At 67.3% G+C, this 22,676-nt stretch carries 17 protein-coding genes and 2 pseudogenes; 5 read left to right on the forward strand and 14 right to left on the reverse strand.

Annotated elements, in window-relative coordinates; genetic code table 11:
- Positions 1–26: 26 nt before the first annotated feature.
- Positions 27–197: pseudogene (locus ACQP1O_RS18295) on the reverse strand (ISL3 family transposase); the annotation flags it as partial.
- 853 nt (positions 198–1,050) lie between these two features.
- Here ACQP1O_RS18295 and ACQP1O_RS18300 point away from each other — a divergent pair.
- Positions 1,051–2,139, forward strand: a complete 1,089-nt coding sequence (locus ACQP1O_RS18300; protein WP_433566959.1) for a hypothetical protein — start codon at positions 1,051–1,053, stop codon at positions 2,137–2,139.
- Between the two features lie 53 nt (positions 2,140–2,192).
- A complete protein-coding gene (locus tag ACQP1O_RS18305; RefSeq protein ID WP_433566960.1) occupies positions 2,193–2,351 on the forward strand; it encodes a hypothetical protein in 159 nt (52 codons plus the stop codon).
- 392 nt (positions 2,352–2,743) lie between these two features.
- Here the strand turns inward: ACQP1O_RS18305 and ACQP1O_RS18310 are convergent, their stop codons facing one another.
- A complete protein-coding gene (locus ACQP1O_RS18310; RefSeq protein WP_433566961.1) occupies positions 2,744–3,865 on the reverse strand; it encodes a pyridoxal phosphate-dependent aminotransferase in 1,122 nt (373 codons plus the stop codon).
- Positions 3,866–4,036: 171 nt separating this feature from the next.
- On the opposite strand from ACQP1O_RS18310, the gene ACQP1O_RS18315 reads away from it, so the two are divergent.
- Entirely contained in the window at positions 4,037–4,810 is a 774-nt protein-coding gene (locus tag ACQP1O_RS18315; RefSeq protein WP_433566962.1) for a GntR family transcriptional regulator, read from the forward strand.
- Between the two features lie 374 nt (positions 4,811–5,184).
- On the opposite strand, the gene ACQP1O_RS18320 is transcribed toward ACQP1O_RS18315, so the two are convergent.
- The 9 genes from ACQP1O_RS18320 to ACQP1O_RS18360 all read right to left on the reverse strand — a co-directional run bounded on the left by ACQP1O_RS18320 (position 5,185) and on the right by ACQP1O_RS18360 (position 16,689).
- Positions 5,185–6,696: a CoA-acylating methylmalonate-semialdehyde dehydrogenase gene (locus tag ACQP1O_RS18320; protein ID WP_433566963.1), complete on the reverse strand. Its 1,512-nt coding sequence runs from the start codon at positions 6,694–6,696 to the stop codon at positions 5,185–5,187.
- A gap of 88 nt (positions 6,697–6,784) precedes the next feature.
- Positions 6,785–7,579: an SDR family NAD(P)-dependent oxidoreductase gene (locus ACQP1O_RS18325; RefSeq protein ID WP_433566964.1), complete on the reverse strand. Its 795-nt coding sequence runs from the start codon at positions 7,577–7,579 to the stop codon at positions 6,785–6,787.
- Positions 7,576–8,760 carry a glycine C-acetyltransferase gene (locus tag ACQP1O_RS18330; RefSeq protein ID WP_433566965.1) on the reverse strand — a complete coding sequence of 395 codons (1,185 nt, stop codon included), beginning with the start codon at positions 8,758–8,760 and terminating at the stop codon, positions 7,576–7,578. The genes ACQP1O_RS18325 and ACQP1O_RS18330 overlap by 4 nt, the downstream gene beginning before the upstream one ends.
- 184 nt (positions 8,761–8,944) lie before the next feature.
- Positions 8,945–9,646, reverse strand: a complete 702-nt coding sequence (locus tag ACQP1O_RS18335; RefSeq protein ID WP_433566966.1) for a hypothetical protein — start codon at positions 9,644–9,646, stop codon at positions 8,945–8,947.
- A 192-nt stretch (positions 9,647–9,838) separates the two neighbouring features.
- Positions 9,839–10,393: a cysteine hydrolase family protein gene (locus tag ACQP1O_RS18340; protein WP_433566967.1), complete on the reverse strand. Its 555-nt coding sequence runs from the start codon at positions 10,391–10,393 to the stop codon at positions 9,839–9,841.
- Complete coding sequence (locus tag ACQP1O_RS18345; protein WP_433566968.1) at positions 10,390–11,718, reverse strand: MFS transporter; 1,329 nt, start codon at positions 11,716–11,718, stop codon at positions 10,390–10,392. Before ACQP1O_RS18345 ends, ACQP1O_RS18340 begins: the two co-directional genes overlap by 4 nt.
- 42 nt (positions 11,719–11,760) lie before the next feature.
- The gene (locus ACQP1O_RS18350) at positions 11,761–13,476 is read right to left on the reverse strand and encodes a hydantoinase B/oxoprolinase family protein (protein WP_433566969.1); all 1,716 of its coding nucleotides are present in this window, start codon (positions 13,474–13,476) and stop codon (positions 11,761–11,763) included.
- A complete protein-coding gene (locus ACQP1O_RS18355; protein WP_433566970.1) occupies positions 13,473–15,551 on the reverse strand; it encodes a hydantoinase/oxoprolinase family protein in 2,079 nt (692 codons plus the stop codon). The genes ACQP1O_RS18350 and ACQP1O_RS18355 overlap by 4 nt, the downstream gene beginning before the upstream one ends.
- A gap of 565 nt (positions 15,552–16,116) precedes the next feature.
- Complete coding sequence (locus ACQP1O_RS18360; protein ID WP_433566971.1) at positions 16,117–16,689, reverse strand: TetR-like C-terminal domain-containing protein; 573 nt, start codon at positions 16,687–16,689, stop codon at positions 16,117–16,119.
- Between the two features lie 115 nt (positions 16,690–16,804).
- Here ACQP1O_RS18360 and ACQP1O_RS18365 point away from each other — a divergent pair, with 115 nt between their 5' ends.
- The gene (locus ACQP1O_RS18365) at positions 16,805–18,139 is read left to right on the forward strand and encodes an alpha/beta hydrolase (protein ID WP_433566972.1); all 1,335 of its coding nucleotides are present in this window, start codon (positions 16,805–16,807) and stop codon (positions 18,137–18,139) included.
- A gap of 173 nt (positions 18,140–18,312) precedes the next feature.
- On the opposite strand, the gene ACQP1O_RS18370 is transcribed toward ACQP1O_RS18365, so the two are convergent.
- From ACQP1O_RS18370 to ACQP1O_RS18380, 3 genes and pseudogenes are all read right to left on the reverse strand, one after another.
- Positions 18,313–18,543 carry a hypothetical protein gene (locus ACQP1O_RS18370; protein WP_433566973.1) on the reverse strand — a complete coding sequence of 77 codons (231 nt, stop codon included), beginning with the start codon at positions 18,541–18,543 and terminating at the stop codon, positions 18,313–18,315.
- A gap of 141 nt (positions 18,544–18,684) precedes the next feature.
- Positions 18,685–18,858: pseudogene (locus ACQP1O_RS18375) on the reverse strand (dihydrodipicolinate synthase family protein); the annotation flags it as partial.
- Positions 18,859–19,581: 723 nt separating this feature from the next.
- A complete protein-coding gene (locus ACQP1O_RS18380) occupies positions 19,582–20,709 on the reverse strand; it encodes a PucR family transcriptional regulator (RefSeq protein ID WP_433566974.1) in 1,128 nt (375 codons plus the stop codon).
- A 48-nt stretch (positions 20,710–20,757) separates the two neighbouring features.
- On the opposite strand from ACQP1O_RS18380, the gene ACQP1O_RS18385 reads away from it, so the two are divergent.
- Entirely contained in the window at positions 20,758–22,557 is a 1,800-nt protein-coding gene (locus ACQP1O_RS18385) for an aldehyde dehydrogenase family protein (RefSeq protein ID WP_433566975.1), read from the forward strand.
- The last annotated feature ends 119 nt before the right edge of the window (positions 22,558–22,676 follow it).

Consider the following 22,676-nt stretch of genomic DNA (forward strand, 5'->3'; position numbering starts at 1 on the left):
ACCCGTCTGTCGTGCTGTCGTGTTGTTCAGTTGCTCAGCAGGATTCGCTTGTGCAGCAGGTCGGGTTTCGCGCGGCCGAACAGCTGCCTTTTGATCATCTTGATTCGATTGACGTGTCCTTCAACGGTTCCGCTGTTCCAAGGCAGGGCGAGGCCAGCGGTGACTGCGTCTTGGTCGCGGCGTATGCCGCGGACGAAGGAGTGCGGCGCAGGCTGATCATCGGCGTCGACGGCGGCCATCCCTCTTTCCAGATCTCGGCCGCGCAACTCGTTCATGATCGAGGCGAATGCGCGGACGTGACCGATGAGTGAGTCGAGTGTGGGGCTGGCTGCTCGAATGGCGTCAAGGCTGCGCTGGTCGTCGGGGTCGAAGTGGGCGGGATCGGTCATGACCCAGCCCACGACTCGGCAGACGGCTGGCGGCGCGGGTGGCATTGTCGGAATGTGTGCAGCCGTCCGGAACGGATGCAAATAAGCGTGAACGAGATTCGGTCGGCCTCGATAGCCGCGTGCGCTGATCTCCTCGAACAACCGGGCGGCGTTGGTACAGCCCTCGTTGATGAACGATTCGCCGGCCCGCCACCGGCGCCACAACTCCTCCTGGAGACGCGGTAGAAGAACATCTCGTCGGCCGGCCGAGCCGGCCCACCGGGGAATCCGCCCCGCCACTGCGAGAAGTTCAACGGTGTGGCGGGTGGCATCACGATGAAGCCCTGCGGACCATAGAACGCGGCCAAACCTTTGTCTTCGGTGAGGAATTGGCCGTACAGGATCTCCACCCCGCCCGGATATCGGCCCGCAGACAGCGGGCGCAGGTGACCTCCGCACGGGTCGGTTCCGGTGCGGTCGGGGACCATCCGGCGACCCCGGTGTGGCGCAACAACTCCGGCGCTTCCTGCTCTCCGACCCGTTGGCCGAGACTGCCCGCGTCACGACCATCGGATCGGTGACTTTGCGTCATCACGTGTTCATCTTGGGGTGCTAGCCCATTCGTATGGCACGTCCGTCGCCGCTCACGCGGGAGGTCGCTCCTGCGTTACTCAATGTGATTGTGGGACAGGGAACTTTGTTCCGGGTCGCTTATCCGGCGACGATTGTCGATCTCGCGGCGCGCGGGTACTTCGTGATCGAGGAAGACACGTCTGCGCCTCGGGTGCAGTACTGGTGCGCGATGCCGGAGGTGGTTGCGCCTGTCGATGGGCTGACCGAGTTCGAACGGGTGGTGTTCGACGAGATATCCGGGCAGTTGTCGGGCGCTGACCGGGTGCCGTTCGATGCGCTGACAGACGTCGACGACGCGGTATGGGATCGGTTCCGGCGCACGGTCATCGTCTCGGCGCAGCGACTCGGTGTCTGTGGGCACCGTCTGTCCATCCTGGTCATGGTGGGGCTGGAGTTGTGCGCGCTGCCCGCCGCGGGCTTGGTCTTCTGGGTGATGAGCCGAGTGGAAAGAATAATCGACGGGCTGGTATTCGCAGGACTCACGCTCGGATTCTTCGGCGCCGCAATCTGGAATTGGGGTACTGCGAATCGGCCGACGGCGCTGGGGCGCGCGATCGTTGATGCGGCGATGGCGCAGTCGGACCTCGGCGCGGCCGATCTGTGCGATCCCGGGGTGCTCGCGGCGGCGGTGGCGCTGGGCTTTCCGCACCCGATCGTGGACAACGTCGTCGACGTGGGCGCGCCACCGAAATCGGTGTGGTCGGGTCAGGGCGGGCGATGGCGCAGGGTGGAGATCGCCGAGCCGGGTACGCCGATCGGCCAGATGCCGTTGCTGCTGTTGGGTTGCGGCGCGTTGTTCGCCGTGCTGGCGGGTGTGGCGGCGTTCAAGGGCGGCTGGCATCTGCTGTTGACCCTGGGGTGGGGCGTGGTCGCGGTGTCCGAGCTGGTGTGGGGGACAAGGGCGGCGAAGAACGTGTCGGCCATGCCCACTTCGCTCGAGTTCATCGGGGTGGTACTGGCACGCTGGGAAGATCGAGATCCGGAGCAGCCGAGCTTCTACGCCTCGTTCGACGATGGCGCACGCTCCTGGTCGTTCAAGATCGATCCGCGCCATCACGCCGCCCTGCGGATCGGGACGCAGGTTCGGGTCCAGACGAATCCGCGCAATCGCAAGCTGCTCGATCTCGAATGTCTGTGAGCGATATCCATACCCGGTGCCGCCGCTAACCCGATGCCGTCACCGAGGCGATCGTGGCGCGATACAGCGACCCAGGTGAACGCCATCGCGACACGCTGCTGCTGATCACCACCCGCCCGGCACTGCGAGAGGCGTTCCTGGTGCGCTGGAACCCTTGTGGGCTCGGCGGCGGTGAACACCTGGAACGCTCGCCGCAGTCGGCAAGTGGCTGAGCTGATGCCGCGAACAGGGCTCGGACTCGTCCGCGGTCGCGACATCAGTGGGCCGGTCCACCCCATCAGACTCCGACACCCCGGTGCGCTCCCGCGTAGCAGTCGAACCGGCTGATCGGCCGCCGTGACATCCATGTGCGGGAGAAGACGCTGTGGCGGACGCTGTACGAGGCCTGCGCCCGCGCCGAGCAATTGCTGTGGGCCGATTTCGGCGAAATGGGTAGCGCGGCTATGTCATAAGAACACCGGCGATCCGTTGATCCCGATGAGGACGGGACAACGAGTCGTGCCTGCACGAGCCGTGGTCGCCCGAGTCGTACTGAACCCGGTCGCGCAGGACCACGTCAGCGCGGGTCCTGTCGACGTGGAGCGGGCGCCGGGAGCGGCGGAGTTCATGGGCCGACTTCCCGGCACTCTCGACGGGCCTGCCCGAGACGGCGGATCAGCTCGCCGAGTAGTTGCTCGTCCGAACCGAACGTGAGGCGGACATGGGTGTCGGGGGCGTGCATGTCGCCGCCGCGGACCGTCGCGATGCCATGCCGCAGTAGCACGCGGTCGATGTCGGCCGGCGTGTCGCCGAGGTGGGAGCAGTCGACGAGCACGAAGGCGCCAGCCCCGGGTCGCACGGGCTCGGGGAGGCCGACCGCGGCGATGCCCTCGCAGATCAGGTCGCGCTTCGCCTGGTACGTGGACAGCGTCCGGTCGAGCCAGTCGCGAGGCCCGGTGAGGGTGGCGACCGCGGCCCGCTGCGAAACCACTCCGCAGCACACGGCCTCCCATTGGAAGCGCCGCTCGAGCGCGTCGATGATCGGCGGCGGAGCCAGGACGTAGCCGACCCGCCAACTCGCGAGCGCGTAGTACTTGCTGAGGCTGGTGACGGTCACGATGTGTGGCCAGCGATCGGCAAACGCCTCCACCGGCTGGTACCGACGACCGTCGAACGTGAAGTGCTGCCACGAATCGTCGGAAATAACGAGGAGCCCGTGGCGCGCCGCGATGTCGACCACGGCCGCAATGGTCGCAGCGTCGGGGAGATGGCCAGTCGGATTGTTCGGATTGCACAAGAGCACCGCCCGGCTGCGGGGCGTGACGGCGGCCTCCAGTCCGTCGAGGTCGAGTGCCCATCCATCGGTCTCGCGGGACGGGACGTAGGCGGGTGTCGCGCCGGCCTCGCGGATGGCCCCGTCGAAGAAGAAGGTCGGGGTCGGAACGATCACCTCGTCGCCCGGAGCGAGCACCGTGCGCATCACGAGGGAGAGGCCTTGCATAGCTCCGTGGGTGATCAGCACGCGACGCTCGGGGTCGATGCGCAGGCCGTGCTCGCGCTCCAGCTCGGCGGCGATCGCCGCCCGGAGTTCGGGCAGGCCGCGGGTGTCACGGGGGTCGGGCTGGTCCATCGCCTGCACGACCGCCTGTCGCACGTGCTCCGGCATGGGAAGGATGGGTGCTCCTATGAGCGGGAGGACCCGTATGCCGTCGCGCGCGGCCCGCGCCGCGCGGTCATTGGTGCTCATCGCGCCCATTACCGGGAGATCGCTCGCCACATGGAGACGCCAGGAATCCGAGGTGCTTCGCCGCATGGGCACAATATATCACTGAGATATCAATATTGTATTTAGATATCTCTGGACTCCAACAAGTTGGGCCTCTGCTATACCAACGCACCGTGGTAGTACGCTAACTACGTGCGCGATATCTACCCCGTGACCGTGGGAACGCCTCATATCCCCGCTCTGCTGCTGGTCGGCAGGGAAGAGACCGGCCTCGACCGCACCGCCGAGGCGTACCGGGCGATCAGGCGCCAGATCATCGACCTGACGTTGCCGCCAGGCAGCCGCTTCACCGAGACGTCGCTCGCGCAGCAATGGCGCATCAGCAAGACGCCGGTACGCGAAGCGCTCGCACGGTTGCGGCGCGACGGGCTCGTCACTGCGCTTCCACGCGCGGGCTACGTCGTCAGCCCCGTCACACTCGAGGACACCGACGATCTCTGCGCCTTGCGGTCGCTGCTATCGAGCGAGGCGGCCGCCGCCGCAGCGCGCCTGGGAGTCGCGGCGCCGGCGCTCGAACGACTCGAAGAGCTGTCCAAGGTGCCTTTCGCGCTCGCAGCGGGCGAAGCGGAACTGGAGGAGTCGTTGCAGGCCGGGATCGAGTTCGAGGGCATAATCGCCAACTTCAGCGGGAACAACCGTCTCGGCAAGGCGATCGTCGACGTCCTCGACGAGCTCGAACGAGTCCTGCGGATGGCCTCGTTGATCGCTCCCGACATCGCGAGTCCGCCCGGCGAACTGGAAGCCATCTTCGAGCGACTGCGCGAGCAGGATGCCGATGGCGCTCACGATGCGATGCGTCATCGATGCGAGCGCGTGCGTCGCGACGTGCTTCAGGTTCTGGCGAGGAGTACGTCGGTGAGCAGAGCCAACATTGAGCTGCCTACGCCGTTGCTGCCGCGGGCCTGATGCCGTGACCGCACGGTCTGCCCTCATCCCGGCGGTCGTCGGTCCGCGAGCCCGGTGTCGCCGATTGTCTTCCGGGTCCGTCGGCGGGGCCGGGAGTCGCGGCGGGCTCGGGCCGGCGGCCGAGGAGGTCGTGGGGGTGGGGTTCGCACGAGCTGGGGCGCCGGTAGCAGCGATGGCGGCGGTCGGTGTCACCGCCGCGCAGAGGAATCGCGGCGATGGCGATCCGGATACGCATCGAGGGTCCCCGATGGGACACATGGTCTGAGCGGCCCGAACTCGTCGGCCCGCAACACTCGGTCCGGGCGCGTCGGGTCAGCACGAAGACGACCGGCCCCCCGGTCCGGCACGAAGCCGATCCGGGGGCACCGATCCGGTCAGACGGCCGTCGGGAAGTGGAGGTGGCCGCGGTGGTTGCCCGCCTTCGTCTCCTCGGGCCAGCGGGTGGTGACGGCCTTCGCGTGCGTGTAGAACGCGACGCCCTCTGGGCCGTGGATGTGGTGAGCGCCGAACAGTGACTGCTTCCAGCCGCCGAACGAGTAGAACGCCATGGGCACCGGGACCGGGACGTTGACGCCGATCATCCCGACCTGCACCGAGCGCTGGAACAGACGCGCCGCCTGACCGCTGGCGGTGAAGATCGCCGTGCCGTTGGCCCAATTGTTGTCGTTGATGAGGTCGATCGCCTCCTCGAGCGAGTTGACGCGCACGACGACGAGCACAGGGCCGAAGATCTCGTCGCGGTAGAGGTCCATCTCGGGTGTCACGCGGTCGAACAACGTCGGGCCGACGAAGAAGCCATCGCCGTGAACGTCGAGTTCGCGCCCGTCGACCACGAGGTCGGCGCCCGCGGCGATGCCGGAACCGATGTAGCCCCTGATCCGCTCGAGCGCCTCCGGCGACACGACAGGGCCCATCTCGGACCCGGCCTCCAGCCCTGGCCCGACCTTGATCGCCCGCGCCTTCGCGCGCATGAGCTCGACGAGAGGTTCGGCCACGTCGCCGACCGCGAGGGCGACCGAGATCGCCATACAACGCTGGCCCGCCGAGCCGTACCCGCCCGCGATCAGTTGCTCGGCCGCGTAATCGAGGTCGGCATCGGGTAGCACGACGGCGTGGTTCTTGGCACCGCCGAGCGCCTGCACGCGCTTGCCGCTCGCCGTCGCACGTTCGTGTACATACCGCGCGATCGGCGTCGAGCCGACGAACGACACCGCCGCGATGTCCGGGTGGTCGAGGATCGCGTCGACCGCGACCTTGTCGCCGTGGACGACGTTGAACACGCCGTCCGGCAGGCCGGCTTCGGCGTAGAGCTCGGCGACGAAGTTGGACGCCGACGGGGCGCGCTCCGAGGGCTTGAGCACGAACGTGTTGCCGGTCGCGATCGCGATCGGGTGCATCCACATCGGGACCATCGCAGGGAAGTTGAACGGCGCGATCCCGGCGCAGACCCCGAGTGGCTGGCGGAACGAGAACAGGTCGACGTCGGTCGAGACCTGGTCGGAGTACTCGCCTTTGAGCAGGTGCGGGATCCCGCAGGCGAAGTCGATCACCTCCAAGCCGCGGATGAGCTCGCCTCTGGCGTCGTCGAGGACCTTGCCGTGCTCGGCCGAGACGATCCGGGCGAGGTCGTCGAGGTGTTTCTCGACGAGGTTGCGGAAGGAGAACATCAACCGCGACCGGCGCATGACCGAGGTGTCCGCCCAGCCGGGCAGGGCGGCGCGCGCCGCCTGCACTGCGGCGTCGATGTCGGCGGGTTCCGCCAGCACCACGTTGGCCTGGCGCTCGCCGGTTGCGGGGTTCCACACCGGGGCGGTGCGATTCGACCGGCCCGTGGTCTCGCGGCCATCGATCCGATGCTGGACTGTTCTGACTATCCCTGTGCTCATAGAAGAGCTCGCCTTTCTCGTCGGGGTGCTCGGTAGGGGTGGTGGCTGTGTTCCGCGTGCTCGCACGTCTGATCTCCGGGCTGTCGCCTCAGACGATGAGGTCACCGCCGTTGATGTCGACGGCCGCGCCCGTGATGTAGGCCGCGCGGTCGGAGGCGAGGAACGCGACCAGCTCAGCGACTTCCCAGGGGCGCCCGACGCGGGGCACCGGGAACGACCGAGTGACGGCTTCGAGCGCCTCTTCGGGGAGCAGGGCGCGGGCCATCGGTGTGTCGATCAGGCCCGGGCAGACCGCGTTCACCGTGACCCCATCGGCTCCGTAGACCTTTGCCAGGTGCCGGGTGAGCCCGAGGACACCGTGCTTGGCCGTCGTGTAGTGAGCGCCCCCGGCAGTGCTGACGGTCTTGCCGGCAGTGGAGGAGAAGTTGACGATCCTTCCCCAGCGGCCGCTGCGCATCGCGGGAAGTGCTTGCCGGCAGCACAGGAAGGTCCCGTGAACGCTGACGGCCAGCACGCGGTTCCACTCGGCCTCGGTGATGTCCTCGAATGCGGTCGGCGGTGCGATGCCCGCGGCGTTGACCAGGATGTCGAGCCGTGAACGCTCCGCCAGCAGCGCGGCGAACGCGCGGTGTACCTGGTCGCCGTCGGTGATATCCACTGTGGCCGCCACGACGCGATCGGCGGCTACCTCCAGCATCGACGCCAGCTCGACGCGGCTGGGCGCGGCGAGATCGAAGACGGCAACGATCGCACCGCGACGGGCCAGGGCGTGCGCGGTCGCCAGGCCCATGCCGCTCGCGCCGCCGGTCACGACCGCGACCCGCCCCTCGAGCTCGTGACTGTCCGCGGTGATGGGCGCGCGGAACCCCTCGCCGGCGGTCATGAGCCGGCCAGGACTGCGCGTGCCCGACCGAAGGCGGTTGCCGCGAGTTCGAGCTGATCTGCCGTGTGCGACGCCGAGACCTGCACCCGGATCCGCTCCTCGCCGGCCGGGACCACCGGATGCGACAGCGCGAAGACCAGGACGCCCTCGTGACGCAGCGCCGCAGCCACGTCGCGGGCCAGCGAGCCGCCCCGCAGCATGACGGGAATGATCGGGTGATCCCCCGGCAGCACCTCGTAGCCGAGATCACCCAACGCCATACGCAGCCACGCGGTGTTGGCGGCCAGGCGCTCTCGCAGCTCGGGGCGACCCCGCGCGATCCGGACCGCCGCCAGCGCCCCAACGGCCAGCGGAGGGGCCATCGCGTTGGTGAAGATGTACGGCCGCGAGACCTGCCGCAGCGTCTCCACGATCGCCCGATCACCGGCGACGAAGCCCCCGGCCCCGGCGCCGAGCGCCTTGCCGAGCGTCCCCGTCAGCACGTCGACACTGCCCTCCAGGCCGAAGTGCTCGGCCGTGCCCGCGCCGGTCGCGCCCAGCACACCCGTGGCATGCGAGTCGTCGACCATCAGCACCGCGTCATAGCGCTGCGCCAGCGCGCAGAGCTGGGACAGCGCGGCGATGTCGCCGTCCATGCTGAAGACGCCGTCGGTGACGATGAGCCGGTGGCGTGCGTCGGCGGACTCGGCGAGGTGGCGCTCGAGCTCGTCGAGGTTGGCGTGCGCGAAGACGCGTCGTCGCGCCGACGCCAGCCGGATGCCGTCGATCAGGCTCGCATGGTTGAGCCCATCGCTGAGTACGACGTCGTCCGGGCCGAGCAGGGCGTCGAAGACGCCGAGGTTCGCATCGAAACACGAGCTGTAGAGCAGCGCATCCTCGGCTCCGACCAGCTCGGCGATGCCGGCCTCGAGCTGGCCGTGGATCTCCCGTGTGCCGCAGAGCACGCGTCCAGCCGTGAGCCCGAGCCCCATCTCGCGCAGCGCGCGCTGTACCGCATCGAGGATCTCGGAGTCCCCGGCGAGCCCGAGATAGTCGTTGGAGGCGAGATTCACGAGCGTCTCGCCGCTCACGCCGACCGTCGGCCCCTGGGCTCCCGAGACTACGAGATCGCTGCGCAGCCCCGGGCCCCTTCGGCGTTCGTCGAGCTCCGTGCGGAGCCGATGCAACAAAGTGGCGTTCATGCTTGCTGTCCTCGTGTTGTCCAGATGATCGCGCATGCCATCAGGCGGCTTGCCATGTCAAAATTCCTGTCTGATATCTCAGCGTTTGGAGAGGCCTCGCCCTGACGGAGGCGAAGCAGAAGTACGGGCGAGGCCACTTGTTTCCCACGAGTTCCCGTGGGGCGGAGCCCGAGCCCTACTGCCCCTACTTGGCAGGCGGGAAAGGCTGGTTGATGGTGGTGAAGTATTGGACCGCCGCCATGACCGTGATCGGGGCGGTGACCAGCAACTGTCCGGCCAGGGTGCCCAGCGCGCCGACGGCGATGATGCCGCCGAGGCAGCCGACGGCGGCGGCGGGCAGGAACGGGCCGAACAGCCCGATGATCGCCGCGGAAGCCACCGTCGCACCTGCGATTCCGCCGATCACACAGCCGACAGCGCCGCCGGCCAAGCCACCGACGAGAGTGCCGATCGTGGCGCCCGCACTGATGGTGCTGGTCATGCGGTTCCAGGCCGCGACTTCACGGTCGTAGGGGGTCTTGAACGGTGCCTGATCCTCGAATGGCAGCGCCACCGGCCGATAGGTGGCATGCGCGAGATCGAACCGGGGAGTCAGGACCGCGGTGCGATCGTGGATGTCGGCCGCGATCGGAAACAGGAAATCATCGACACGGAACGACAGCTCCGTGCCGGCGAGTACGGTCCCGTCGACTGCTTTTATCTTGAACACACCGTTGTCGTTCACCAGAGAGCCCGCGTCGCTGTTGACGATTGTCGACGTCGGCGTAGTGGTGGCGGTGTAGTTGACGACCCCGGCAGCGTCGGCGGGATCGGCAACCGAGACGGCGGCCGACAGCGATACCGCCGCTGTGGCCAATGCCGTGCAGGTGGAAACTTTTCTGAGCATTGTTCTTGACTTTCTTGCGCGTTCTCTGGTTCGGGGAAATATCGAACTATTTTCGGGAATGGCGGACCATGACCTGTATTCGATACAGCAGGTGAAATCAATGTGCGCAGGGCTTCCCGCTCCTACGATTCAGCCCATTTCCGTCCATACGAAACGGTCAGGACTGTCCCTTCGGTGCAAATACGCGATGGGTCATCGCTTTTCGCCGTGCCATTCAGCGCAGTCCACGACCTCGAATCCCCGGCTGGGGAAGACGGTGTCCATGAAGAAGTCGTGCATCGCCTGATCACCGTCGGCGCAACCGTCGCGTAGCACGGTCACGCGGTAACCACGGTCGGCCGCGTCGTAGCACGTCGCTGCCACCATTGCGCCGGTCGCGACTCCGGCGATCACGACGGTGTCGACGCCACCGGCGCGCAGCACCAGGTCGAGATCCGTGCCGGCGAACGCGCTGGCGCGGCGTTTCAGCACCACGACGTCCTCGTCGGCCACCGGCAGATCGATCTCGGTTCCGGACGACCCCTCGTGAAAGCCCTCCCCGGCTTCGTAGAACGTCCGAAACAAAGCGTTACCCGGCGGCAAATCTGCCCCATTGGCCCGGAAGGCGAAGTGCACGAACGCAACCAGCACACCGGCCGCGCGGGCACGCGGAAGCAGTTCGGTGAGCGGCGGCACGACTTGCCTGGCGAACGCATAGCTACTCGTGATGCTCCGCTGGATATCGCCGATGATCAGTGCGGTGGTCATGACAGGCTCCCGTCCAGCCGCTCCATCCGGCGTCCCACAGTGAGCAGGACAGCCAGTCCGGCGGCCATGATGATCGCGATGGCCAACAGTGCATAGGTGAAGCTACCGGTCGCGTTCGCGATGAATCCGGTGAAATAAGGGCCGATGAAGCCGCTGAGGTTGCTGACGGAGTTGATGAGACCGATTCCGGAGGCCGCGGCGGCGCCGGTCAGGCCGATCGCCGGTATCCGCCAGAACTGGGGCATCGCGGTGATGATCCCGGCGACACTCATACAGACCGCGAGGATGAACGGGACACCACTGTGGGTCGATGTCGCCAGCAGCAGCCCTGTCACCCCGAGGGCCATCGGCACGGCTGTAGCCGTGACGGCCGTGCGGCGGGCGGCGAAGCGAGCCCAGCCCAGCATGACGAGCGCAGCCACCGCGTACGGGATCGCCGACAGCAGGACGCTGCTGACATCGCCGGCGCCGCCGACGCTGTGCGTGATGGACTTGATCATCGTGGGCAGGAAGAACGCCATCGGATAGAGCCCGAACGCGATCGCGAACCACGACACGGCCATCGCCCATACCCGTCGGCTGTGCAGCGCCTCGCGCAACCCCGTCAGCGCACCATGGGCACGCTGTTCGGCGGCCTCGGCGGCGAGGGTGTTCTCGATCGCGGTCTTCTCCTCGTCGGTGAGCCAGCGCGCATCGCGCGGTCGATTGGGCAGGAACGAGAAGATCAAGATGCCGACGAGCACCGTCAGGACGCCCTCGACGAGGAACAGCGACCGCCAGCCCGCGATGCCGAGCAATCGCTGACCCCACGCGAGCAGCGCTGCGGCCAAGGGTGAGCCGATGATCGAGGACACCGGGATCATCAGGATGAAGGTCGTCAATGCCCAGGAGCGCTGCCGGCGCGGGAACCAGAACGTCAGGTAGAGCAGGATCCCGGCGGCCAGCCCGGCTTCGGCGAACCCGAGCAACAGCCGCGCGAGGTACAGCGTGGCCGCCGAATTCACGGCTGCGGTGGCAGCGGTGACCAGTCCCCAGGTGACCATGATCCGGGTGATCCAGGTTCGCGCGCCGAAACGGGTCAGCATCATGTTGCTCGGCACCTCGACCAGGACGTAGCCGATGAAGAACAGCCCCGCGGCCAGGCCGAGCTGGCTGCTGTTCAGGTGGAGCTCACGTGACATCGGTGCGGCGATGTAGCCGACGTTGGCACGGTCGATGTAGCTCGCCACGTAGGCGAGCCCCACCAGTGGGATGATCCGAATGCCAACCTTGCGCCAGGTGCGGGGCGTAACGGCGTCGTGGGTGGTAGCGACGGTCGAACTCATCGCAGTGTCCAATCGGTGAAAAGGGATGGAATCTCTGTGGTGTCAGAGCGCCCGGCCGCGTAATTCGGCGGTGGCGCTCGCGTCGATCACACCGTCTTCGGTGATCACGACGCCGTAGTCGCGTTCTGCTCCCGCACGGCTCACCTTGCCGTCGAGGACGTCTTCGCAGACCCGTTCCGGGGCGCGCTCGAAGGGGCTGCCGTGCCCGCCCCCGCCCGCGGTCACATGTCGGTGACGGGTTCCGGCGGTCATCACGAAATGTGGTTTGGAGTCGAGCACGCGTTCGCCGGGCCCACCGGGGTCGAGGACATTGAGCGAGGGCGTCCCGTGCGCACCGCCGGCCAGCCCGTAGGGCAGGAACTTCCGCCGGTCGGACCTGATCTGGACGCTGGCTTGGGGCGACAACAGCGTCATGTCCCGGAAGGTCGCCAGGCCACCGCGCCAGCGGCCCGCTCCACCGCTGTCGGGGAGATAGCCATATCCGTCGATGCGGATGTGTCCGGAACGTTCGAGCTCCTCGATCGGGGTATTGGTCAGATTGGCGCCCAGTGAGCTGATCCCGTCCACGCCATCGCGGTCGGGACGGGCGCCCCACGCTCCGGCCAGGGGATCCCACAGCACGACGGACTCCCCGTCGGCCCCGACGACGCCGATCGCGATCCCGTCCGGCCCGCCCTCCCCGGCGGCGGGAACCCGATCGGGGAACACCGGGGCGAGGGCCCCGAGCACCGCATCGATGATCCGGAAACCCACGAGGCCGCGGGCACCGCGCGCGGAGGGGCGCCGCCCGTTGAGGATCGAGGCCTGCGGGATGACGAAGGTGAACGGACGGTAGAAGCCACTGTTGGCGGGGACGTCCGAGGCGAGGACACCCTGCAGAGCGGCGTAGGCGGCGGAGCGGGTGAACGAGGCCGTCGCGTTCAGCGCCGAGTCGACCTGCGGGGACGAGCCGGTGAAGTCGAGCTCGATTCCGGACTCGGACAGCGTGACCCGTACGCGGATCGGGATCGGCCCGGAACCGAGGCCGTCGTCGTCGATGTGGTCGGTGAACTCGTACGTGCCCGGGACCGCCTCGGCGAGCGCGGCGCGTAGCAGGGTTTCGGAGTAGTCGAGCAGCTCGTCGTTGAGCGACGCGAGTCGTGCGACGCCGTGCCGCGCTGCGAGGGCCCGCAGGCCCTCGGCCCCGGTGTGGCAGGCCGCCAGCTGGGACTCCAGGTCACCGCGCAGCAGCTCGGGTTCGCGGACGTTGCGCAGGATCAGCTGAAGGAACGTCTCGTTGATCACCCCGGCCTCGGCCAGACGCGACGGCGGGATCTGCACCCCTTCGGCGAAGATGCTCGTCGACTGCACGGCCATGGAGCCGGCCGCCCAGCCACCGACGTCGGTGTGGTTGACGACCGTGACCGCGAATCCCACGAGCGCTTCTCCGGCGAACACCGGGGCGACGGCGAAGATATCGGGCAGGTGCATGCCGCCCCGGGACGGGTCGTTGAGCAGGTAGATGTCTCCTGGTCGGATCCCGTCGCCGAACTCGTCGAGGATTTCCTCCATCGCGTCCGGAACAGACCCCAGGTGCACCGGCAAGGTGTTGGCCTGGGCGATCACCCTGCCATGGGCGTCGCACAGAGCGGCGGAGAAGTCCATGCTGGACGCGACGAGCTCCGAGTGCGCGGTGCGCACGATCGTGATCGCCATCTCGTCGGCGATCCCGGTGACGGCATTACGGAAGACCTCGAAGGTCACGGCGTCGCGGATCATTCGGCACTCCAGGTGATGACGATGTTGTTGAACCGATCGCGGTGTACTCCGGCGCCGGGTGGGACGAGGGTGGTGGCGTCCATGTCCTCGATGACCATCGGTCCGGCGGCCGGCTCGGTGCCGAGGTCGAACCGGCTCACGACGGGCGCGGACACGGTCTCGGCGAACCGGCATTCCCGGGTGGTGGGTTCACGGCCCGCGGCGATGGGGAGGCCCAGCACGTTCGCGATCGACACGGAGGTGGGCAGCCGACCACGTACCCGAAGGTTGACCAGTTCGACGAGCTCGTCCGTGCCGGCTCGGCCGTAGGTGCGCTTGTGCTCGGCATGGAACCGCTCCCACACCTCGGCGAGCAGGTCCTCGGTGAGGGCGCCATCGGGCACCTGGATGCGCAGCTCGAATCGCTGGCCCCGGTAGCGCATGTCCAACAGCCGATCCACGACGGCATCGGCCCCCAGCTCTGTCGTCACCATCGCGGCGAGCCGGTCGAACTCCGCGGCCAGCGCGCTCACCTCGGCGAATTCGGGCCGGTAGGGGGCGAGCTCGTGGCGTTCGGTGTCGGCGACGAGCAGGCCGAGGCTGCTGAACAGACCCGGGTGCACGGGCACGATGACGGTCGAGATACCCAGCTCGCGCGCCAGCTCGGCAGCGTAGAGCGGACCGGCGCCACCGAAGGCGACCATCGTGGCCTCGCGCGGGTCACGGCCCCGTTCGCTCGTCACCGCCTTGACCGCGGTCGTCATGTTCGAGACCGCCACCTGGTATGTGCCGCGCGCGGTAGCCGGAACATCGGCACCGAGTCGCTCGGCGACCGGCGACAGCGCCTTCGCGGCCAGATCGGGGTAAATCGGTACGCGGCCACCGGCGATGGCGTGTGGACTCAGATATCCGAGCGTCACGTTGGCGTCGGTCAAGGTCGGCAGCTCGCCGCCGAAGCCGTAGCAGGCAGGGCCGGGGCTCGCCCCGGCACTGGCGGGCCCCACATGGAGCGCGCCCGCCGCGTCGACGGAGATGATGCTGCCGCCTCCGGAACCGACCTCGGCGATGTCGATCGACGGTGCCCGCACCGGATACCCGGCGCCGGAGCTGAGGCCACGGGCGACGTTCATGCCGCCACCGACCTCATAATCGACCGAGACGAACGGCTCGCCGTGCTCGATCAGAGACGCCTTCGCCGTGGTACCGCCCATATCGAACGCGACCACGCTGGACAGGCCGATCAGCTGTGCCAGCTTCTGGACGGCGGTGACACCGGCCGCCGGACCGGACTCGATGATCTGCACCGGCCGCTGCGCGACGGCGGCCGCATCGAGCAGTCCTCCGCTGGACTGCATGACCAGCAGCGGAGCGCTCACCCGCTCCGCTCGCAACCCGGCTTCCAAACGGGTGAGGTACCCGTGCACTGCCGGACCGACATAGGCGTTGACCGTGGCGGTGCTCGTTCGCTCGAACTCCTGCGGCTGCGGAGAAACATCGACCGACGCCGTGACATAGACATCCGGCAGCTCAGCTCGCAGCAGCTCGGCCACGCGCCGCTCCTCATCGGGGCGGACGTAGGAGTTGATCAGGCACACGGCGACCGCTTCGATCCCGTCCGCGCGGAGCCGCGCGGCCACGGCGCGAACCTCGTCGTCGTCGGCCGGTGGTTCGAGACGCCCGTCGGCGGTGATCCGCTGGTCGAGTTCGTACCGATTCCGGCGCCGGGCGAGGGGCTCGGGCTTGGTCCACGAGAGGTCGTAGAGCACCGGCCGCCGCAGCCGTCCGAGCTCCAGCACGTCGCGGAAGCCGCGAGTCGTGACCACCGCCGTGCGGACGCCGGTCATCGACAAGATCGCATTGGTGGCCACGGTCGTGCCGTGCAGCATCGCGGTCACGGCTTCCGGCTCGGCCCCGGCCAGGGAGAGCACCTGGGTGGTTGCCGCTACCACGCCCGCACCGTAGTCGGGCGGTGTGGACGGAATCTTCATCGGGACGACTTCTCCGGCCGGGCCGAGTGCGATGACGTCGGTGAAGGTGCCGCCGATATCGGCACCGACTCGCCACCCGGCCGGTCGAGGATCGTGACTGGACGCCACTGGGATCTCCTTCGTTGCAAGTAACTGAGATCACAGTAGAAGTGAATTGAGATATCAGCAAGAGCCGTTGATGTTTTTATGGAGGGTGTGATCCAGCAGAACGGTGGTGGGTGCACGCGGCCGGCCGCCACCTGCTCATGCACGGGCCCGCGAATGCATCGAGTCCGATCAGTCGGAGACGACAGCTCCCACAGTCGGGGCTCGATCGGGATCGGTGGCCGGCCGCCGACCCAGCCGATCATCTCGGCGCTGCCGGTGGGTTCGATGCCGCAGTCCCCGCAGGACACTGCCGATGCCCATCGATCGGAGGGAACGCCTGATCGGTTGTGCGGCAACGATATCGGCTCGGCGCCGGGTCGCGGTACGGCGCGTGGTCACAAACGGAAACCGTTGGCTCGCACCATCTTCCAGTTGCACAGGCACGATCGGTCCGAAGATGTCGTCGACGTGGTCGAGGAGCTGATCGAGTTCGTCGAGCACGGCGCACGTCGGAGTGTGGCGCTGGGATGGACCCGAGACCGACATCACCAGGAACCAGCTGATGGTCGCCTACGGAGTAACCGCATCAGGGCGCCGGATCCGTGCGTCGAAGGCCGGGGAAGGCGGCGGGGGTTGCCCAGCCGCGCAGCACGGCATCGATCGTTGACCGGAACGCGGTCTCGGCTGCGGTGCCATCGAGGCTGCCGGCGAGTTCGAGGGTCACAAGCCCGTGCAGGGCGACCCACAACGAGACGGCGATCAGTGTGGTGTCGCCCGCGAGGATATGGTCCGCCACGGCGCGGCCGATCGCCGCGACGAGCGGCCGCACCGGGTCGCGGTCGCCGACCGAGGTCGACGGGGTGAAGGACTGCGCACCACCGAACAACACCGTGTACAGGTGGCGGTGCGCGCGTCCCCAACAGCGATACGCCGCGGCCAGCGCGTACAGATCCTCGAGGGCGGCCTCCGAGCTGGGCACAGCCGTCAGGTCCTGGAACAGGCCGGCGACCGCTTGGTCGCGCACCTCGCGGATCAGTCCGTCCTTCCCCTGGAACAACGTGTACACCGCCGCCGTCGACGTTTCGGCGGCGGCGGCCAGCGCGCGGACTGTGACCGACTCCTGGGGGCGGGTGGCGAACATCTCGGTCGCGCATGCCACGAGCCGTTCTCTGACGGCGGCGTCGTTCGTTCTCGGCCTTCCCACGAGGACCAGTTTACCCACGCTGATAACATTGTTTCAAAACGATGTTTCAAAAAGCCGGAAGAGATCGCCTATGCCACCCTCCGTCATCCGTCCGTGGGGCTTCGTCCGCCGCTCGACCGCGGCTACCGCCGCGGTGGTGGGGCTGGTCGCCTACTTCCTGGCGCTCATCGTCGCAACCGACGGCGCTGGATCGGGGTTCGCCGCGTGGTCCGCGACTGTCGGGGTCGCGGTCGTCGCGGCGCTGTGGCGGGGACGGCGCCGCTCCTGGCGGGGACGGCTGGTGCCGTTGCTGCCAGTGCTCGTCGCAGCGGCCCTGACACTGTCGGTGTGCGTCCCCACCGTCCCCACGACGCGCCGCTACCCGCCCGACCTGGCGTTCGTGACCACCGAACACTGGCGCCTGCCCACCGGCAGCCAGGTCGCGGTCTACCACTACCCGCCCACTGGCGACAGCCCCCGGCATCGCGTTCCGCTCGTCTACCTCAATGGCGGACCGGTGCGCGGCATCTCGCTGCTCGACCACCACTTCCTGCAGCGGCTCGCGGGGCAGGGCTACGACGTGTACGCCTACGAGCAGGCCGGCGGTGGACGCAGCGGCCTGCTGCCCATGGACCAGTACTCGATCACCCGGTCCGTCCGTGACCTCGGCGCCTTCGTCGGCGAGCTCGGCGAGGGCCCCGTCGACGTGCTGGGATTCTCCTCGGGCGCGGCCGTGCTCACCCGCGCACTGGCCGACCCGACCACGGCCGCCCACCTACGCCGCGCGGTCATCGCCGAACCAGGCCCGATGGACGGCCCCACCGCCGCGATCGCGGGGCAGAAGGGCCGACCATCGGCCGGCGGCATCGCACCGGCCACGGCCGGACCCCGCTCCACACACGCCCCGCGATACGCGGTCGCGTTCGGCCTCATGCGGCTCGGGCTGCTCAGCCCGGACAACGGGCTGATAGAACAGGCGGAGGGCGACAATGCCTTCACCGCCGCCGATCTCGGCAGCGACACCGCATCCGCCTACTGCGCGCAAGACGCGCACCGCATCCCGGTCGAGGACACGGCAGGCAACTTCTCCTTCAGTGCTGCCGCCAGCCTCCGCATCCAGCAAACGGTCAGAGATTCCCCCTCCATCGCCTCTGAGCTGAGGCACTCCCGGACACCCGCGATGCTGATGATCGCCGAGTGCTCCTCCCAGGTCCGGCAGTGGGAGACAACCATCCTCGCGAACGACCCCGCCATCCAGCGCACCCAGTACATGCCCGGCGTCGGCCACCACATGTGGAATGGCCTGGATGACAACGACCAACGAGCAGCAGCCGTCATCACCGCATTCCTCCAAGACGAGCCCGCACCGCTGCCCGACTACCCGACCCCGGCCGACATCCCGGCCTTCCTCCGCGACCACAAGTAAGTGGGCGGCCCCTGGGCGACACACCCAAGTTGCACGGATGAGACCGGTTGACCTTGTTCGTGAATCCGGGTGCTGTTGTCGCGCTGGTGGTTTCATGTTCGGCTGTACGTGATGAGACGGTCGTGCGATGCAGGAGACACGCCTCCACGGGGCCAGCCAGTGGCTCACACTGGTCACGGACAACTTCCGCGCGCTGGGCAGTGCAAGCACGCGATAGCCGGATTGTGTTCCGAGGCAATAGAACACGAAGTGTGTCCCAAGCGAAGGACGCTCTCACCGGGCGGCACGATCTCCAGTTCGCGGCGGTCGCCGCGGCCGCGGGCGAACAGTCGTTCGTCGTCTGCGGTGACGATGCCGAGCGACGCGCCGGTTGCCTTCGTCGGGTCGATGGCCGTGATGGTCATGAGGCCGGGAGAGGAGCGGTGATCGCAACCGTCGTGACATGAAGTTCAGCAACACGGCCCCGAAGAACCGAGGGAGGGGGAGATCTCGGTGGTTCGGTTTTGGATCGGCGGGTGCCTGTGTGTGGCACCCGCCATGAGGAATCAGGCGGTGGCGAGGATTGCTCGCAATGCCGCGCGGCCGGATTCGTCGAGTGGCAGCAGCGGAGGTCGGGGATCTCCGGCGTTGGTCCCGAGGATGTCGAGTCCGGCTTTGACGGTGGTCGGAAGTCCGCCGGCGACGATGAACTGCAGCAGCGGTTTCAGCTGGTCGCAGAGGGCCGGCCTGCTCGACCGTGCACAGGCACCACACTGACATGTAATTCACCTCCTCGGCTATCCTCTTTCGAGGTTCTCGTGGGGATCGGAACCGCTGTCCTGGTTCGCGATTCGTCTCCGTTCGGCGGGCGGGTCCCGTTCGTCTGAACCCACGGTGTGGGGCCCGAAGTTCGGGGTTGTTGCCCGTTGGCCTTTTGCCTGACTCAAATGTCCCGCAGGTCGGGGGCACGTTTGTCCGGTCCGGATCGGACAAACGGACCCGGACAAGATCCGCTCTACTTGAGAGACCACGAGGTCGTTTGCAAGGTGATGGTTGTAAGCCTTACTCCTGCTGGACGGGCGCTAGCCTCGCCGAAAGGACCCGCGACCGGGAGACTGACCCTGGAGTCCAGGTCGTCGTCGTTCAGATCCAACCGATTTGGGGTTCCTGCCAGTCACCCAATGACCGCCGACGACTGCCTACGCTTAGAACGCACCGACAACCGTGTCCTGCAGAAGGTTCCGGCCACTACAAGCCCGACTACTGATCGACTGAGCCGAGGGCGGGGGACATGCGGGATACGCGTTATTCCGGGAATCTACGCCACCGTCCAGCCGAGCATCGGGGTTGTTGATCTCCGCCGATCAAGAATCCCCGATCGGGTGGATAGCAACGACTTTCGGGGGTACAGGTCGTCGATGGCGTGGCCACGGCACATGCCACCGCGGAGCGCCTCACGTCGGTCATGACTTGCCGCTGGGGGCGTTGAGCAATCGAGCTTGGAGTGCCAAGTAAAGCACCGCCGCCTTGGCGGGCACTGTGAACGTGGAGCCGGTGAGCTGCTCTATGCGCTTGAGACGGTGCAATACCGTGTTGCGGTTCAGATGAAGCCGCTCTCCGACAGCGGAGGTCGAGCCGCCGAGTTCGTACCAAGCCAGGGCTGTCTGTACCAGTGCATCGGCGTCGTCGGTATCGAGCTGGTCGAATGCGCCGAGCCAATCGGAAAGGACGTCCGCGGCGAGTTCGGGATGGGCCGCGATCAAGGCACGTGCTGGGGACGAGGCGTAGATGTGGATTCCGGTGTCTGTCGCGCTGAGACACCGGAACGCCAGGCGCGCCTGCTCGAGCGCGGCGGGAGCGGACATGAGGTCGGCGAAGGGTTTGCTGGCGCCGGCTGGCGTGCTGACTGCGCGTAGGGCGTGGTCGAGCGTTACGGGGGAGGTCGCAGCGGCGAGGCTCACCCAGTCGTCGACATAAAAGGTACGTAGCGTGGTCACTCCGGTCGCAGCGAGGTGGACGTCGCCGACCATGACGGCGAAGATGCCTCGGGCGGGTAGGCGCATCTTTCTGGACAAGTCCGCGCGCTGCGTCTCTGGAATATCGCGATCGAGCAGTGCCCGCAACAGCCGCTGGTCGGGTTGCTCGTCAGCGGTGACGCCTGCGCTCCGGTAGGCGTCGGCCGCTGCGACGGAATACTCGTCGATGGTGGCCCACACCAGTGTGGACAGCTGCGGTAGGGCCGGGTGGGCGTCGTGTTCCGCGCGTTCGACGATGACCTGCCAGAATGCCCGTCCCGCGACGCGGAAGGCGTGCAGCAGGCTGTCGAGCGGTATGCCTCGCTCGGCCTTGAGGCGTCCCGCTCTGCGAGCGGGCTCGAGCGAAAAAGGGGCGTCGGAAATGGCGTCCATCAACGCGGCGAGGCTGTCGGTGACGAGAGTAATCAATTCGTCGTGACCGAGTGCAGCGTCGCCGTAATCCTTCTCGTCGTGCTCGATTCTGGCGGTCACGATCTTGGTGATTGCAGCCATGTCGGTGCGCAGCTCCACCAGCAGGCGGGAGCGCTCGATGTGCGTGTCCTGGGTCACCGTCATGAACCGAGTTTCCGTTGTGCGTGCGCACAACGGAGGTGCCCGAAGTGGTTGCGCACGCCTGTCGCCACGAAAGACGGTCCACCGCGACACTTGATTTCTCTGATCAATGCGGATGGAGACGTCGTGACCACAGCCCCAGACCACATTCACCCCGACGGGGTGCTGAGCGAGGCCGACCTCGCCGCGTTGGATCGCGCAGTCGGGCAGTTACAGCAAGGAGCCCAGCGTTGGGCGCGACTCGGGCTCTCCGAGCGCGCCGACCTGATAGAACGCACTCATGTCTCGATCCTGGCGAACGCCAGCCGCTGGGTGCGGGCAGTTGCGGCAGCCAAGGGCATGCCGGCAGGGTCCTGGGAGGGCGAGGAATGGATGTCGGGCCCCTATGTCGTGCTGGCGAATTTCGGTGCGGTAGCCCGAGAACTCGACCTGCTTGCGACCGGTCGGTCGTCGCTGGATGGCCTCGAGATCGGAACAGCGCCGGGCGGGCGGATCACGTGGAAGGTCCTGCCCGCCGATATGAGGGAGTCGATACTGCTGCACGGATTCTCGGCCGAGGTCTGGATGCCGCCGGGGATCACCGCAGAGCAGGTGCGTGCGACGGCGGGTCTCGGTGCGAAACGAGCCGGCGCGGACGTCGGATTAGTCCTGGGCGCGGGCAATGTCAGTTCCATCGGACCACTGGATACTTTGTATGAATTGGTGGCCCACAATCGGGTCAGCATTCTCAAGCTCAACCCGACTTTTGCAGGACTGCGCCCGGTACTCGAGGACGCGTTCGCGCCGCTCATCGAGTTCGGTGCCCTGCGTATCGTGAATGGTGGCGCAGCAGTCGGCGGATACTTGACTCATCACCCCGCGATCGTGCACGTGCATATCACGGGCAGTGATGTCACCCACGACGCAATCGTTTGGGGTGTCGGTTCGGATGCACAGGCTCGGCGGGCTGCGGGCACACCACACCTGACCAAGGAGATCACCAGCGAACTGGGCGGGGTCTCGCCGATCATCGTGGTTCCTGGCCGGTGGTCGAAGGCTGATCTGCGCTATCAAGCCGAGCACGTCGCGACCCAGCGGCTGCACAACGGGGGCCATAATTGCATCTCTGGTCAAGCCTTGATTCTCAGCAGCGACTGGGATCAGCGCACGGAATTCCTCGACGCGCTCCGCGACGTGCTCGACACGCTCCCCGACCGTGCGCCGTGGTATCCCGGCAGCGAGCGCAAAATGGCACTCGCCGAGGATGCGTACCCTGCCGCCGAACACCGTTCGGGGCGGCTCCTGGTCGAGGTCGACGAGTCGACGTCGCAGGAATTGCTCACCACCGAATACTTCGCTCCGGTACTGGGACACACGGCCCTACCCGGCACCGGCGCGGCCTTCTTGCGTGCCGCGGTGACCTTCGCGAACGACCGGCTGTGCGGCACCCTGGGCGCCAGCCTCATCGTCGCCCCCGCCGACCGCGCAGCCATGGGGCGAGATTTCGACAGCGCCATCGCGGAACTCCGCTACGGCACGATCGGCATCAACGTCTGGAGCGCCCTGGGATTCCTCGTACCTGGCCTTCCGTGGGGTGCCTACCCCGGCCACACGCTCAATGCGGTTGGCAGCGGTATCGGTGTGGTCCACAACGCGCATCTGATCGACGGTCCCGAACGGGCCGTCCTCAGCGGCCCATTCCGGCCCTTCCCTCGCTCGATCGCCAACGGCGAGTTCGCACTCTCGCCGAAACCGTCCTGGTTCGTCACCGCCGAAAGCGCTGTGCAGACCTCCCGGAGACTCACTGCCTACTCGGGCCGGCCGAGTTGGCTACGTGTCCCCGGGATCATCGCCGCCGCTTTCCGCGCTTGATTGCCGGGAGGCTTCGGCTGCCCACCAACGAAGGGAGACGACCAGCGACGTAGCCAGTCACCTCATTCAGAGTGATTCCCGCACAATATCTTTCAGGTCGAATTGCGGACAACTACATG

This window comes from Nocardia sp. CA-151230 (assembly GCF_050942175.1).
GTDB lineage: Bacteria > Actinomycetota > Actinomycetes > Mycobacteriales > Mycobacteriaceae > Nocardia.

Bases quoted from the DNA above. Each gene is read 5' to 3' on its own strand.
- ACQP1O_RS18310 (WP_433566961.1), bottom strand. From the start codon at position 3,865: ATGAGCACCAATGACCGCGCGGCGCGGGCCGCGCGCGACGGCATACGG.
- ACQP1O_RS18320 (WP_433566963.1), bottom strand. From the start codon at position 6,696: ATGAGCACAGGGATAGTCAGAACAGTCCAGCATCGGATCGATGGCCGC.
- ACQP1O_RS18325 (WP_433566964.1), bottom strand. From the start codon at position 7,579: ATGACCGCCGGCGAGGGGTTCCGCGCGCCCATCACCGCGGACAGTCAC.
- ACQP1O_RS18330 (WP_433566965.1), bottom strand. From the start codon at position 8,760: ATGAACGCCACTTTGTTGCATCGGCTCCGCACGGAGCTCGACGAACGC.
- ACQP1O_RS18335 (WP_433566966.1), bottom strand. From the start codon at position 9,646: ATGCTCAGAAAAGTTTCCACCTGCACGGCATTGGCCACAGCGGCGGTA.
- ACQP1O_RS18340 (WP_433566967.1), bottom strand. From the start codon at position 10,393: ATGACCACCGCACTGATCATCGGCGATATCCAGCGGAGCATCACGAGT.
- ACQP1O_RS18345 (WP_433566968.1), bottom strand. From the start codon at position 11,718: ATGAGTTCGACCGTCGCTACCACCCACGACGCCGTTACGCCCCGCACC.
- ACQP1O_RS18350 (WP_433566969.1), bottom strand. From the start codon at position 13,476: ATGATCCGCGACGCCGTGACCTTCGAGGTCTTCCGTAATGCCGTCACC.
- ACQP1O_RS18365 (WP_433566972.1), top strand. From the start codon at position 16,805: ATGCCACCCTCCGTCATCCGTCCGTGGGGCTTCGTCCGCCGCTCGACC.
- ACQP1O_RS18370 (WP_433566973.1), bottom strand. From the start codon at position 18,543: ATGACCATCACGGCCATCGACCCGACGAAGGCAACCGGCGCGTCGCTC.
- ACQP1O_RS18380 (WP_433566974.1), bottom strand. From the start codon at position 20,709: ATGACGGTGACCCAGGACACGCACATCGAGCGCTCCCGCCTGCTGGTG.